9 protein-coding genes are annotated in these 13,512 nt (G+C 73.3%); all 9 read right to left on the bottom strand.

Annotated elements, in window-relative coordinates:
• Positions 1-81 precede the first annotated feature (81 nt).
• A complete protein-coding gene (locus QTQ03_RS19120) occupies positions 82-1,914 on the bottom strand; it encodes an NHL domain-containing thioredoxin family protein (RefSeq protein WP_289279238.1) in 1,833 nt (610 codons plus the stop codon).
• 246 nt (positions 1,915-2,160) lie between these two features.
• A complete protein-coding gene (locus QTQ03_RS19115) occupies positions 2,161-4,770 on the bottom strand; it encodes an LppU/SCO3897 family protein (RefSeq protein ID WP_289279237.1) in 2,610 nt (869 codons plus the stop codon).
• Positions 4,771-5,133: 363 nt separating this feature from the next.
• Positions 5,134-5,271 carry a hypothetical protein gene (locus QTQ03_RS19110; protein ID WP_289279236.1) on the bottom strand — a complete coding sequence of 46 codons (138 nt, stop codon included), beginning with the start codon at positions 5,269-5,271 and terminating at the stop codon, positions 5,134-5,136.
• A 224-nt stretch (positions 5,272-5,495) separates the two neighbouring features.
• Positions 5,496-6,950, bottom strand: coding sequence for a dihydrolipoamide acetyltransferase family protein (locus QTQ03_RS19105; protein WP_289279235.1), 1,455 nt, complete (start codon positions 6,948-6,950; stop codon positions 5,496-5,498).
• A gap of 5 nt (positions 6,951-6,955) precedes the next feature.
• A complete protein-coding gene (locus QTQ03_RS19100) occupies positions 6,956-7,945 on the bottom strand; it encodes an alpha-ketoacid dehydrogenase subunit beta (RefSeq protein ID WP_289279234.1) in 990 nt (329 codons plus the stop codon).
• Positions 7,945-9,120, bottom strand: coding sequence for a pyruvate dehydrogenase (acetyl-transferring) E1 component subunit alpha (gene pdhA / locus QTQ03_RS19095; protein ID WP_289279233.1), 1,176 nt, complete (start codon positions 9,118-9,120; stop codon positions 7,945-7,947). The genes QTQ03_RS19100 and pdhA overlap by 1 nt, the downstream gene beginning before the upstream one ends.
• A gap of 608 nt (positions 9,121-9,728) precedes the next feature.
• Positions 9,729-10,139, bottom strand: a complete 411-nt coding sequence (locus tag QTQ03_RS19090) for a hypothetical protein (protein ID WP_289279232.1) — start codon at positions 10,137-10,139, stop codon at positions 9,729-9,731.
• 441 nt (positions 10,140-10,580) lie between these two features.
• Complete coding sequence (locus QTQ03_RS19085) at positions 10,581-11,801, bottom strand: hypothetical protein (protein ID WP_289279231.1); 1,221 nt, start codon at positions 11,799-11,801, stop codon at positions 10,581-10,583.
• A 48-nt stretch (positions 11,802-11,849) separates the two neighbouring features.
• The gene (locus tag QTQ03_RS19080; RefSeq protein WP_289280894.1) at positions 11,850-13,502 is read right to left on the bottom strand and encodes a GTPase; all 1,653 of its coding nucleotides are present in this window, start codon (positions 13,500-13,502) and stop codon (positions 11,850-11,852) included.
• Between the last annotated feature and the right edge of the window lie 10 nt (positions 13,503-13,512).

Below are 13,512 nucleotides of genomic sequence, written 5' to 3'. Positions count from 1 at the left end.
CACCCGCATCCGGCCCGACAAACCGGGCCCGGGCAGCACCGCGCCCAGGTGGCCGCGGTGCTGCCCGGCGCGCTGCGCGCCTCACGCGTCCAAGCCGCGCAACACCAGCGGCAGGCGAGTGGTGGCGCCATCGACCACGCGGACCGGTACCCCCCAGTCCTGCCGGGTCAGGTGGCAGGCCGCGTGCTCGACGTCCGCGTCGCAGGTTGCGGCCTGCGCGGTCACCTGGAGCACGCCCTCCGCAACAGTGCCGTCGATCACCAGCCGCCGGGACAGCTCGGTGCCGGTGCCCGCCCCCGCCAGCAGCAACTCGGGCGGGGACGCCGAGATCACCAGCCGGGTCGCCGGGCCGTACGTCTCGTCGAGCTTCTGCCCGGGTGCCGGTGTGAAGACGACGTCCAGGGTGACCTCGCCGGCCGCCAGGTCGGTCGGCTTCCGCTCGGTGCGGTGCCGCGTGCCGTCGACCGTGCTGGCGCCCGCCGCGGTGAGCGCGCCGGGCGCGAGCCGGGTCAACCGGTGGGCGGCCGACTCCACGACCAGGACGCCGCCGTCGGGGGTGAGTACCAGGTCGCTCGGTTCGGCCAGCCCGTCGGCGACCGTGCCGACCACGTCGCTGGTCGGGTCGTAGCGGCGGACCGCGCCGTTGTACGTGTCGGCGATCAGCACCGAGCCGTCCGGCAGCGCGCACACCCCCAGTGGATGCTGGAGCAGCGCCTCCGCGGCCGGACCGTCGACGTGCCCGAAGTCGAAGAGCCCCTGACCGACGGCGGTGCGCAGTACGCCGTTCTCGACGTACCGGAGCGCACTGGTCTCGCTGTCGGCCACCCACAGCCGGGCGCTGTCGGCGGAGACCGACAGGCCGGAGGGCTGAGCCAGCCACGCCTCGGGCAGCGGACCGTCCCGCAGCGCCTCGACCGTGGTACCCGCGTACATGCCGGCCGTGCGCTTCACCGGATCGAACCACCAGAGCTGGTGGATCCCCGCCATCGCGATCACAACCTTGCCGTCGTACCAGGCCAGGTCCCACGGGGATGAGAGGTCGACGGCGAGCGCGTCGTGCGCGTGGTCGTCGACGGTGGAGCGCCACTGCCGGCCGGTGCCGGCCACGGTGACCACCTCGCCGGTGGTCAGGTGGACGCCACGCAGCAGGTGGTTGACGGTGTCGGCGACGACCAGGTCGTAACCAGCCACCTCGGCGACGTGTGCCGGTAGCAGGCAGAGCCCTTGCGGCTCGGCGAAGCTGGCCACGCCGGCCGGGCCGTCGGCCCGACCGCGTTCACCGACGCCGATTCGCCGGACCAGTGTCTCGCCGTCGGGTGCCAGCTCCACGAGCGAGTGCCGGGCCGAGTCCGACACCAGCAGGTTCCCGTCGTCGAGTACGACGGCCTTGCCGGGGAAGCGCAGCGTGGTCTCCGGCTCGGCGGGTGGCACGTAGGGGCCGTCGCCCCGGTGCAGCGTGCCCTTGGCCTCGTGGGTGGCGATCAGGTCGTCGACGAGCCGGGCCAGCCCCTCGGCGTGGCCTTCGCCGGCCATGGTGGCCACCACGTACCCTTCCGGGTCGATCACCGCCAGGGTCGGCCAGGCCCGGGCCGCGTACTGCTGCCACATGTCCAGCTCGGGGTCGTCGAGCACGGGGTGGTGCACCCCGTACCGCTCCACGGCGGCGACCAGGGCGTCCGGGTCCTTCTCGTGCTCGAACTTGGGCGAGTGCACGCCGATGACGACGAGGACGTCGGAGTACTTCTGCTCCAGCGGGCGGAGTTCGTCGAGCACGTGCAGGCAGTTGATGCAGCAGAAGGTCCAGAAATCCAGGACGGTTATCCGGCCGCGAAGGTCCGCCAGCCGGAGGGCCCTACCGCCGGTGTTCAACCATGCCCGGCCCCGCAGCTCGGGGGCGCGTACGCGTGCGCTCATGACCCCATCGTGCCGCACCACCGGCCGTCAACCGGCCCGACGGGGCGGAGGAAGAGGTGTACGTGACACCGCCTTGCCGGAGCACCAGTACCGCCGAGGCGGACCGGAACGGCCGGTGGGGCTCCCGCGCTTCGCTAGGCGTGTCCGAATCCGCAGCATGCGGGCGGTGGACCACTGAGTGGCGACGGCAGATCGGCGGCGGACCACGGTCGACCATGGCGTCACCGCCGACTCTGGGCGTGCCGGTCAGCCCGCCGGTTTGAGGCAGAGCACCCGGTTGGTGCCTGAGCCCGGGAGCTGCACGTAGGGCTGCGTCGGGTCGGCGCACTCTTCCTGGACATCCACTTTGGACACGACGGTGAAGGCGTTCGCCTCGCCGCAGTCCGCCGCGGTCGCGCTGGTGCCCTCCTGCTTGACGCAGCTGCCCACCGGCGGGTCGAAGGCCGGCGCCTCCGTACCGCCGAGTTGACCGAACAGCGTGAGCAGACCCAGTGGAATGGCCAGGATCAGCACTGCGGCGATGAGCACGGCGGCAAACACCCGCCCGTTGCGTACCTCCGGGACGGGCGCGTCGGCGGCCGGCTCGGCGATCGGCTTGAACGCGTCGAAGCGGCCCTGGTCCGGGTCGGGGGCAGCCTGGTCCTGCTGGTCCCAGGACGGAGTCGCCTGCTGCGGAGACGGTGGGTACACCGGTTCCGGCGAGGGCGGAAAGCCGTTGCCGGGAGCGGCCCCGGTGCTGGGTGCCCCGAAGTGCTCTTCGGGGCGGTCGGCGTCGTCGCGGGGCCGGACGCCGTTCATTGGTCGGTCGTTCTTCGGCGCATCGGCGAAGGCCGGCATGCCCGGCGGGAACGGCGCAGGCGCCGCCGGTGAGGCCGGGGCGACCGGCGCGGCGTTCGCGAAGGCGGTCGGGCCGGCGGCCCGGTCGTCGACGCCGCGACCGAAGCCGTTATCAGCGCCGAAGCCGCCGTCGAGGCCGGGTTCGGGCCGGACGTCCGGCCCGAACCGGGATGGTGGGTCGGCCTGGTCGTGCGCCGACTCGGTTTCCTCGGCCGGCTCCGGACGGGTCGGACGGCCGTACACGCGGGGTTGGGGTGCGGGCGCCGTCGGGTTCAGCGCCTGGTCGGTCGGGGGAACCACCCGGCTGGCCAACGGCACCGAGGCGCTCGCCGAGACGCTGCCGGAGACATCACCGGCCACTGCCGGAACCGAGGCCCAGCCGGTGGACTCCGGCGAGGTACGCGGCGCGGGCAGCACCAGCGCAGCCGGAGACTCGTCATGCTGGGCGGTCAACGGCCAACCCTGCTGCTCGGCCTCGTACGCCGTCCCGCCGTCGCGGGCATGCTGATCGAGGTCGAACTGCGCCGATGGCACGTAATCCGCCGGTGGGGCGGCGGCCAGGCTGGCGCCCGGCACCCGTTGCTGCTGCGGGGGAAGCGGAACCGCGTTCTCCGGCGAGATGCCCGGGCCCGGCGCGGGATGGTAGACCGGTGGTTGGTCGGCCCGTCGCGGCTCCCCGGCGCCGGCGTCCCGAGCCGCGGCCGGCTCTGCGTGACCCCAGGCCTCGCCTGGGGCCCACGGTGCGACGTTCGGGACGGCGGGCCGGTCGGCGGCGGTGCGCGGTGCCGGCAGCCAGGGCTGCGGCGGGCCCTCGGCGGGTGCCGGGACGGTGGCCCGTGCAGGGGGCGTCGAGGCCGGCTCGGCCGGGTACCAGCCACCGTCGCCGGTCACCGGCGTGGCGCGGGCTGCCCAATCCCCGGCCGGCGACTGCGTGTCACGGCCTGCCCAGCCGTCGGTCGAGTGCGGTTCACCGGAGCCGTCGCGGTCGGTGGCGGACGGCCACCCGGACTGCGGCTGATCGTCCTGCCGGCCAGCGGCCCAACCGCCGGACCCGTTGGTGCCGTCCTGGTGCCCCCGGTCCGGGGGCGCCGCGCCGGTGCTCCAGCCGCCCGAGCGAGCCGGGTCGTCGTCGTGGTGCTGCCGATCCTGTGCGGGCGCCGGCTCGGTGACCCAGCCGGCGGGGCTTTCGGACTGGTCTGTGGACCGCCGGGTAGGGTCAACCGAGCGGCCCGACTCGTCCTGGCCGGGCCAGGACCGTGGGGCGGCAGCAGGCACCTGTGCCGCGCCCCGCGCCGGCGGCACCCAGGTTGACGTGGACGCCGCCGGCGCCCAGCCGGGCTGCTCCGGCGCACCGGCGGTCTCGTCCTGCGGTGCCGCCCATCCGGGCTGCTGCGGTTGGTCGTCCTGACGGGTGGCAGTGCCGGTCGCCCACCCGGCGGCAGGGGACTGGTTGGGCTGGGCGCCGGGATCCCAGCCGCCCGACCGAACCGCGTCGGGGCGGTCGGTGCTGTTGTTCCAGCCGGTGGTCGGCTCGGTTTGGCCGGGAGTTGGGTGGACCGGGAGGTCCTGGGCGGGCCAGGCCGGCGCGGCCTGCGGCACCGGTGCGGCGCCGCGGGCGCCTGGTTCGGACTGTGTCGGGGGCTGTGCCCAGGCAGCGGGCGGGTTGGCCTGGGCCCACGTCGGCGCCTCGAGGGTCTCGGCCGGGGCCGACCGGTCAGCCTGGGCGAGCCATGGGGTGGCACCGGCGTCGGGCGCCCAGGCGCCTGGGGCGGGCGCTTCCGTCTGCTGCGGCGCCTGCGCGACGGCGCGGGTGGGGGGCGATGGCGCGTCGGTCGGCCAGGCCGGCGCGGCCGGGTTCGGCCGGGCGGGCGGCGGTGGCGCCCATCCCAGGTCTGGGTTGCCGACGACGTGCCCGTTGTCCTGCTGCGCCGGCCGGTCACCGTACGGCGTCGGTCCGCCAGCGCCCGGCGACGCCTCGTCCGGCTGCTGGCCGGGGTGGTGCGTGCCCTCGGACGTCATGCGTGCGCCTCCTCCATCACCTGTCTGCCGCCGGCGCCGGGTGCGCGGCCCGGCGGCCGGATCGCCGGTGGCTACCAGCCGTGCCGGCTCCCCGAACGTATCGGGTGCCCCGTGGAGGGGCGTCGGGGTGCAGCGGCCGTCACTCAGCGTCGCCGAACGGTGTCGATCAGCTTCAATCGGAGACCGATCTGCGCGATGGGCGCGCGACGACCCGACCCACCGTACCGGGCGCGCGGTGATGGGGGAATCCCGGTGTTCGACGCGCGACTGGAGGGGGCGAGGCCGCCTTGGGAAATGCCGACGGCCCGCCCGGATGGGGCCGGGCGGGCCGTCGGTTGAGGAGGCGTGGAACGTCGTGGCGCGTCAGTGCATGTGACGCTGGGCGATGGCGAGGATCTCGTCGCGCACCGCAGGCGAGTTGGCGGAGCGTAGCGCGCTCTCGATGGCGCGGGCACGGCGGCTGGCGTCGCGGCGGTTGCGGATTCTCTCGATCATGCTCATGGGTCTGGTCTCCTGGCTATTCGGTTGTTGGCCCCGGATGACTCCATTGAACCGCATCCCATCGCCGACTTCCATCGATTGTTAGGTGAGCTGAGACACTCGCCGAATAATCGAAGGCTGACTGCGATATCCTCCGACGTTCCGTCGTCCAATGGAAATGGCCGGTGTGCCGGGCGTTCACCCATGGCACACCGGCCATCCATCGGTCAGCCGGGGCGGACCGGTCAGGTCCAGGCGAGCAGCGCCGTCTCCGGATCGGCGAGGAAGTCTCCGATGTCCCGGAGGAACGTCGACCCCAGTTCCCCGTCGATGATCCGATGGTCGAACGAGAGGCCGAGCGTGGTGACCTGACGCGGACGCACCTTGCCCTTGTGCACCCATGGCATCTCGCGCACCGCCCCGAAGGCCAGGATCGCCGACTCACCTGGGGGCAGGATCGGCGTGCCGGTGTCCACCCCGAACACGCCGACGTTGGTGATGGTCAGGGTGCCGCCGGACATGTCCACCGGGGCGGTCTTCCCCGCCTTGGCGGTCTGCACCAGGTCGGTCAACCCGTCCGCCAACTCCCGCAGGGTGAGCCGCCCGGCGTCCTTGATGTTCGGCACGATCAGGCCGCGCTCGGTGGCCGCCGCGATGCCGAGGTTGACGTACTCCTTGACCACGATCTCGTCGGAGGCCCAGGTTGAGTTGACCATCGGGTGGCGTTTGACCGCCAGCAGCACCGCCTTGGCGACCAGCAGCAGCGGTGAGACGCGGACGTCACGCCAGTCCCGCCGCTGGCGGAGCCGATCCAGTGCCTTCATCGCCCGGGTCACGTCGACGGTCAGGAACTCCGTCACGTGTGGGGCGGTGAACGCCGAACGGGACATGTTCTCGGCGGTCAGCTTCCGGACGCCCTTGACCGGGATCCGCTGCTCACGGTCAGCGCCGAAGATCGCCGCCGATGCGGCCGGCGTGACCACCGTCAGCGGCTCGGCCGCCGCGGCGGGCGTGCTCGCCGCCCGCTGGACGTCCTCCCGGGTGATCGACCCGAGCGGGCCCGAGCCGGTCAGGGTGGACAGGTCGACCCCGAGATCCTTGGCGAGCTTGCGTACCGGTGGCTTGGCCAGCACGGGGCCGCCACCGTGCCCGTTGCGGTCGATCGCCGGCGGGGCCACCGGCGCGGGGGCCGACTCGACCGGCGCGGCGGCCGCGGCCGGGTCGCCCTGCGCCGGAATGCCCCCCTTGCGCGGGCGGCGCTTCGCGGCGGTGGTGCGCGGACCGTAGCCCACCAGGACCGGCGTCCGGCCACCCGGTGCGGGACCGCCGATCAGCCCTGGCTCGACCGCGCCCTCGGCGGGGGCCACCTCGACCGCCGCCAGCGCGGCGGCCGACGGGGTGGGCAGTTCGCCGCCCGGCGCGTCGGTGGTCGACGGTGCCACCGGTCCGGCGTTCGGGTCGGTGTCGATCGCGATGATCGGCGTACCGACCTCGACGGTCGTGCCTTCCTCGTGGAAGATCGACTGCACCCGCCCGGCCCACTTCGCCGGGATCTCCACGGCCGCCTTGGCGGTCTCCACCTCGACGATCGGCTGGTTCAGTTCGATGGTGTCGCCGACCTTGACCAGCCAGCTGAGGATCTCGCCCTCGGTCAGGCCCTCGCCCAGGTCGGGAAGGTTGAACTCCTTGATCCGCGACATGCCGCTCACCAACCGAACGCGCGGTCGACGGCGTCGAGCACCCGGTCGAGGTCGGGCAGGTACTCCTCCTCCACCCGGGCGGCCGGGTAGGGGGTGTCGAAGCCGGCGACCCGAAGTACCGGGGACTCCAGGGAGTAGAAGCACTCCTCGGTGATCCGGGCCGCGATCTCCGCGCCGAGGCCGACATTGGACGGTGCCTCGTGCACCACCACCGCGCGACCGGTGCGACGCACCGACTCGTAGACCACGCCGAGGTCCAGCGGCGAAAGCGTACGCAGGTCGATGACCTCCAGCTCGCGGCCGTCCTCGGCGGCGGCGGTCGCCGCGTCCAGGCAGGTGCGCACCATCGGCCCGTACGCGAGCACGGTCGCGTCGGTGCCGGGCCGCGCGACCCGGGCGGCGTGCAACGGGTACGCCTCGGACCGCGGTGCGTCGACCTCGACCGGGCCCTTTTCCCAGTAGCGGCGCTTGGGCTCCAGGAACACGATCGGGTCATCGGAGGCGATGGCCTGCTGGATCATCGAGTACGCGTCCTGCGGGTTGGCGCAGGAGACGACCTTGAGGCCGGGGGTGTGCGCGAAGTACGCCTCCGGCGACTCCGAGTGGTGCTCCACCGCGCCGATGCCGCCGCCGAACGGGATGCGGATCACCATCGGGATCTGCACCTTGCCGCGCGAACGGTAGTGCATCTTCGCCACCTGCGACACGATCTGGTCGTACGCGGGGTAGACGAAGCCGTCGAACTGGATTTCGCAGACCGGGCGATAACCACGGATGGCCAGGCCGACCGCGGTGCCGATGATGCCGGACTCGGCGAGCGGGGTGTCGATCACCCGTTGGTCACCGAAGTCCTTCTGGAGGCCGTCGGTGATCCGGAACACACCACCGAGCTTGCCGACGTCCTCGCCCAGGATGACGACCTTCGGGTCGTTCTCCAAAGCCTTGCGCAGGCCGACGTTGAGGGCCTTGCCGAGGGTGAGCGTCTCCGTGGCCATCAGTGCGCGCTCCCCTCGAACGACTCCAGGTACCGGCTGAACTGCTCCCGCTGCTGGTCGAGTAGCGGCGATCCGTTGGGGTAGACGTGGTCGAACAGGGTGGCTGGCTCGGGGTTCGGCATCGCCAGTACCCGCTCCCGAAGGTGTACCGACTCGCGCCGGGCCTGCTCGTCGACCTCGGCGAAGAAGTCGGCGTCGGCGATCCGCTGCTTCTCCAGGAAGGTCTTCATCCGGGCGATCGGGTCCTTGGCCTGCCAGGCCTCGACCTCGCTGGCGATCCGGTACCGAGTCGGGTCGTCGGAGGTGGTGTGCGCCCCCATCCGGTAGGTGTAGGCCTCGATCAGGCTCGGGCCCTGCCCGTGCCGGGCGTTGTCCAGCGCGTTCCGGGTCACCGCGTACGTTGCCAGCACGTCGTTGCCGTCCACCCGGACGCCGGGGAAGCCGAAGCCGGCGGCCCGCTGGTAGAGCGGGATGCGGGTCTGCCGATCGAGCGGCTCCGAGATGGCGTACTGGTTGTTCTGGCAGAAGAAGACCAGCGGGGAGTTGAAGACCCCGGCCCAGACGAACGACTCGTTGACGTCGCCCTGGCTCGTGGCGCCGTCGCCGAAGTACGCGATCACCGCCTCGCCGTCGTCGGTGCCGGTCTTGCCGTCCATGGCGACACCCATGGCGTACCCGGTCGCGTGCAGGGTCTGCGCCCCGATCACGATCGTGTACATGTTGAACTTGAACTCGTTCGGGTCCCAGCCGCCCTGGTCGACGCCGCGGAACAGGCCCAGCGGCATGATCGGGTCGATGCCCCGGCAGTAGAGGACGCCGTGCTCCCGGTAGGTCGGGAAGGCCATGTCCTGGGTACGCAGCGCCCGGCCGGAACCGACCTGTGCCGCCTCCTGGCCGAGCAGGCTCGCCCAGATGCCGAGTTCGCCCTGCCGCTGCAGGGCGGTCGCCTCGGCGTCCAGCTTCCGCACCAGCACGAGGTCGCGGTACAGGCCGCGGTACTCCTCGTCGGTGAAGTCGACGCGGTATTCGGTGCCGTCCGGCCCGGTCACGCTGTCGATGCGCTCGCCCTCCGGGGTGAGCAGCTGCACCAGCTCGGGGTCGCTGGTGACGCTCTTCCTGGAACGGGGTGCGGCCCGTCGGCCGCGGGTGGTGACCCCGGGGTCGCCCTTTGCCATCCGTCTCTCCCTGTCATGTCTGCGTCGGCGCCGGGGGGTCACCCGGCAACGCGCAACTCCTGCGCCTGCCCGGCTGGTGCCGGACCGGTTCCTGGCGAACCGCGCCTAGCCCCGGTGGGGGTTGCCGCGCGGCGTGAGCCGGATCCAGGGGAGTGGATCCGGTTCGGGAGCGCCGGCGCCCAGCCGTGCCGTCCGCGGGGTGCGCGGCGGCCACGGCTGCGTTGCCGTCGTGCTCCATAGTCGCATCACACGTGAGCGCGCCCACAGTCCGGCCGGCCCGTACCTCGTGGCCTGCCCGCTTCGTTACACGGATTGCCGAGTGTCTGCTCCATCGGCGCGCCGCCGATCTGGTGGTCGTTTGTCACCGTTCGGGTAGATCCGTGGTTCGACACGCTGTGCCGGGTTGGCCGACTCAGCGTGACTGGGCCAGGGTGAGAGCGCGGGACCGCCCGCCGATCGTGGGCCGCGCCGTTCCCGGGCCGGCCACGGTCGCCCGCCGGCCGTGCGGACGACGACGAGGAGGGTGCCGTGTCCGAGCCAGGTGAGGCCCCGGGTACTCCGAACGCCGGCCGGCATCGTGCGGGTGTGACCTACCGTTCGGCAGTGACCTACCGCCGCATCGTCGGTGCCCACCGTGCCCCGGGCGGTGGCGGGCCATCCCGGGGATACCTGTTCACCGTGGCGCTGCTCGCGGGCACCGCCGCCATGCCGATCCTCGCCGCGATCAGCGCCGGCTCGGCCACCGTCGGCAGTACCGCCCTGCCCGACGCCGGCACCCCGTTCATTCCGACCCCGTCCGTGGGCCCGGTGGTGCTCCCGCTGCCCACGAGCAGCCAGTCCGGCGTCGCGCCGCCGGCCACCTCGACGCCTGCGGCGGCTGCCTCGGACGACCCGGCCTGGCGCCCCGGTGTGCCGCCGGTGTGGCGTCCGGCGCCTCCCGCACCCCGGCCGTCCCGGGTCGGTCTCGTCCGCCCCGCCCCGGCACCGCCGCCGACGAGGGTGTCGCTCTCGCTGACCACACCGTCGCCGACCTCGGCCCCCGCACCGTCTCCGAGCCCGTCTCCGAGCCCGTCTCCGACGCCGTCTCCGAGCCCGTCTCCGACGCCGGACCCGCCAGGGGGTTCGGGTCCGACCGACGGCCCGGACACGTCGGCGGAGCCGACGAGCACCCTGTCCCGGCCGCCGTCCGATCAGACGGTTGTCGACGAACCGTCGGCGCCCCCGTCAACAGGCGAGCTGTCGGCGCCCCCGTCAACAGGTGAGCCGTCGGCGCCCCTGCCGACAGGCGAGCCGTCCGAGCCCGGACCCGAGCCGACCGATGGGCCTACGACCGCCGCTGCCTGAACCAAGGCCAGCTCCGCACCGTGTCCGGGTACCCCGCCGGCTTGCGCTGGTGGAGCAGGCGGGGTCCCGGTCGACGCCTGCGGTAGGTGAACGACCTTTCCAGCACTCGAGATCCGTCAGGTTCCGTCATCGGTCAGGTGGTGGCGGTTGGCCGATATCCAGGCGTCCAGCGCGGCCGGGTCCTCCGGGTCGACACCGTCGGCCAACAACTGTGCGACGGCGGCGGTCGCCGGGCTGCGCCGCTCACCGGTGGTGTAGAGGCGGGCGAACTCCGGCACCATCTCCTCGATCGCGGCGTCCGTTCCGGCCGTCGCCGTCTCCGGCAACCCCCGCTTGCGGCCGGCGTACGCGGCCCAGCCGCGCAGCACCCGGGGCAGCATCGCCGCGTCGTCCATGTCGAGCACGGCCCGCCGGTGCACCCAGTCCAGTAGGAACAGCCCGGCCACCGTCGGGCTCCACCGCAGTGGGTCGGGGTCGGTGAAGGTCGCCGCGTGGTCGAGCAGCAGCCCGAGGCAGAAGTGCAGCGAGGCGAGTTGCGCGCCGTCGACGGCGTCCAACTCGAACCGGGTGGCCTCCGGCGCGGCGAGGAACCGCCGCACCAGCTCCGTACGCTCGGCGGCGGCTGGCGGCTTCACCACCCGGACGGGCGCCGGCCGGCCGACCGGAAGCAGGGCCAGCCGCGCACCGACCAGGGCCCGGTCGGTGGCCAGCGATCCCTCCCCGGGTAGTTCGCTCAGGTCGTCGGTGACAGCCAGGTGCCGGGTCACCTCGGTGTGCATGCGCACCGGCTCCTCGTCGCGGAACCAGGTCAGCTCGTCCCCGGCGCACATCTGGCGGATCTGGTCGAGGACCCGGGACGGCGGGCCGCCCACGAAGACGTCCTTGGTGATACCGATGTTGTGATCGACGAGCGTCACCAGCGCATGCTCCGGTCCGCCAGCCGGATCGTCGTACGCGAAGGTCGCCAGGTACGAGGTCTGGTCGCCGTACACGTCCCCGTACGACCAGCAGCCGGTGAGGTGGACCCGGCCGAGCTGGCCCGACCAGGCGGGCGCCGTGGTGCCCGGACGCACCCGTTCGGCTCCTGTCGCGTCGGGCACCAATGCGGCGAAGACCGACCGGATGGTGGTCGCCGCGGCCGCGCGTCGGCGGGAGGTGGCGGCGAGGAAGTCGCCGACGAACTCGCGTACGGCGTCGTCCCGCCGGGTCTCGGCGACCGCGTACACGCTGCCGAGCAACGCCGCGCCGAGCATCTCGGCGTCCAGAGCGTTGTCGAGCTTGGCCACGTCGCGGGCCGCGTGCAGCACCGCGTCGTAGGGGGTCTGCGGAGTTCCCATTCACCGACCCTACGCCGCGAGCGGCGGTCAGGTCCGCCGGAGCGCCGGTCAGTGGCCGGTGGCGTCCCACAGAGCCTGGCGGGCTTCGGTGTAGGAGGACAGCACGGCGCGCATCGGCGCGAGCACGTAGGCCGCCCCGACGTCCGCCACCGTGGCGGTGAGCCGCTGTTCAGCCCGCCGCCGGGCCCGTCGGGCCGCCCACCGCAGCGCCGGCCGGGTCAGCGCGGCCACCAACAGCCCGGCGAGCAGGCCGCCGAGCAGCAGCCCGGTCGGCAGCGGAACCGCGCCGACGGTCGGGTGATCCAGCTCGGGCAGCCCGAGCGCGCGCAGCGCGTAGCCGAGGACCAGCCAGCCCAGGCCGACCATTGCGGTGGCCGTGACCAGCCACTGGAGGCCTCCGACAAGCCGCCACCACAGCGGTCGGCGGCCCATGCCCAGGTCGGCGCGGGCGATCTCGGTGTCCAGCGCGTCGGGCAGGTCGGCGAGCCGGGAGCGGGCCGCGGCGGTCACCGCAGCGGGCCAGGAAGCGGGTAGGCCAGCCCCGGCGCGATCGGCCACCGACCGGATCGCCAGCCCGAGTGCCGAGCGCTGCGTGGCGGTCGGATCGGGCACCGACGTCGCGGCTACCAGGCTCTCCGCCGCGTCGTCCGGGCCGTGCGGCAGGTGCAGCCGGCGCAGCGGGTCGGGCCGTAGCCGCCGCCAGCCCCGGACCAGTGGCCAGCCGGTCGTCGCCGCGCCCCGGTGCCGGTAAGCCGTCTCGACCGCGTCGGCGACGGCGGGAACCCCGGCGGTGCCGGCCAGCGCCCGGTTCAGGGCGACAACCGTCGCGTCGTTCAGCCCGCTCGGTTCACCTGGCTCGACCAGTTCCGCGAGGTCGGTAACCGCGGCTTCCAGGTCACCGCGCAGCCGCCGCAGCGCTGCCTGCCGCTCGGCGACGGTGTGCTCCAGCGCTTCCCGCAGCCCGGCGATGCTGTCCGGTTCGACGGCCGTGGTGGCCAGCAGCGGCACGCCGTCCAGCCCGTCCGCGTCGAGCAGCCGACGCAGGTCGGCGAGGACCCGGGGCAGTTCCGCCGGGGGGAGCCGGTCGGTCTGGTTGAGCACGACGAGGGTGACATCCCGGTGCCGGTGGAACTCGCGCAGGTAGCTCGTGTGGATGACGCAGTCGGCGTACTTCTGCGGGTCGACCACCCAGACGACGAGGTCGACCAGGCCGAGTAGCCGGTCCACCTCGAGCTGGTGGGACCGCTGTACCGAGTCGAAGTCGGGCAGATCGAGCAGGACCAGCCCGTGCAGGGCGCTCTCGTCGTCACCGTCGAGCACGCTTTCCCGCACGAACCGGTGCCGGGGTAGCACGCCGATCCAGTCGAGCAGCTGGGTACCACCGTCGGGCGGTCCCCAGACGCAGGCGTGCGTGGCGCCGGTGGTCGGGCGGCGTACCCCGACTGGGGACAGTCCCATCCGGGCGAGGGCGTTGAACAGACTCGACTTGCCGCTGCCGGTCGCCCCGGCCAGGGCGACCACGGTGTGGTTCCGGGAGAGCGCAAGCCGGGCGCCGGCGCGCTCGATCAGGGTGTGCGCGGCGCCGAGCTGGTTGTCCGGCAGGTAACCGTCGACCAGCCCGAGGAACCGGCGGACCGCCTCCAGCCGGGCGACCAGGGCGTTGACGTCCACCCGCTGGTCACCGCGGAACGCCCCACGCATCCGCCCGACG

Origin of the sequence: Micromonospora sp. WMMA1363, assembly GCF_030345795.1 — a bacterium.
Lineage (GTDB): Bacteria > Actinomycetota > Actinomycetes > Mycobacteriales > Micromonosporaceae > Micromonospora.
The sequence above is the reverse complement of the archived record's forward strand: the minus strand, read 5'-3'. Positions and strand labels throughout refer to the sequence as shown.

Excerpts from the sequence above, each read along its gene's own strand:
- QTQ03_RS19120 (WP_289279238.1), bottom strand. The coding sequence starts at position 1,914 with ATGAGCGCACGCGTACGCGCCCCCGAGCTGCGGGGCCGGGCATGGTTG.
- QTQ03_RS19115 (WP_289279237.1), bottom strand. The coding sequence starts at position 4,770 with ATGACGTCCGAGGGCACGCACCACCCCGGCCAGCAGCCGGACGAGGCG.
- QTQ03_RS19110 (WP_289279236.1), bottom strand. The coding sequence starts at position 5,271 with ATGAGCATGATCGAGAGAATCCGCAACCGCCGCGACGCCAGCCGCCGT.
- QTQ03_RS19105 (WP_289279235.1), bottom strand. The coding sequence starts at position 6,950 with ATGTCGCGGATCAAGGAGTTCAACCTTCCCGACCTGGGCGAGGGCCTG.
- QTQ03_RS19100 (WP_289279234.1), bottom strand. The coding sequence starts at position 7,945 with ATGGCCACGGAGACGCTCACCCTCGGCAAGGCCCTCAACGTCGGCCTG.
- pdhA (WP_289279233.1), bottom strand. The coding sequence starts at position 9,120 with ATGGCAAAGGGCGACCCCGGGGTCACCACCCGCGGCCGACGGGCCGCA.
- QTQ03_RS19085 (WP_289279231.1), bottom strand. The coding sequence starts at position 11,801 with ATGGGAACTCCGCAGACCCCCTACGACGCGGTGCTGCACGCGGCCCGC.
- QTQ03_RS19080 (WP_289280894.1), bottom strand. The coding sequence starts at position 13,502 with ATGCGTGGGGCGTTCCGCGGTGACCAGCGGGTGGACGTCAACGCCCTG.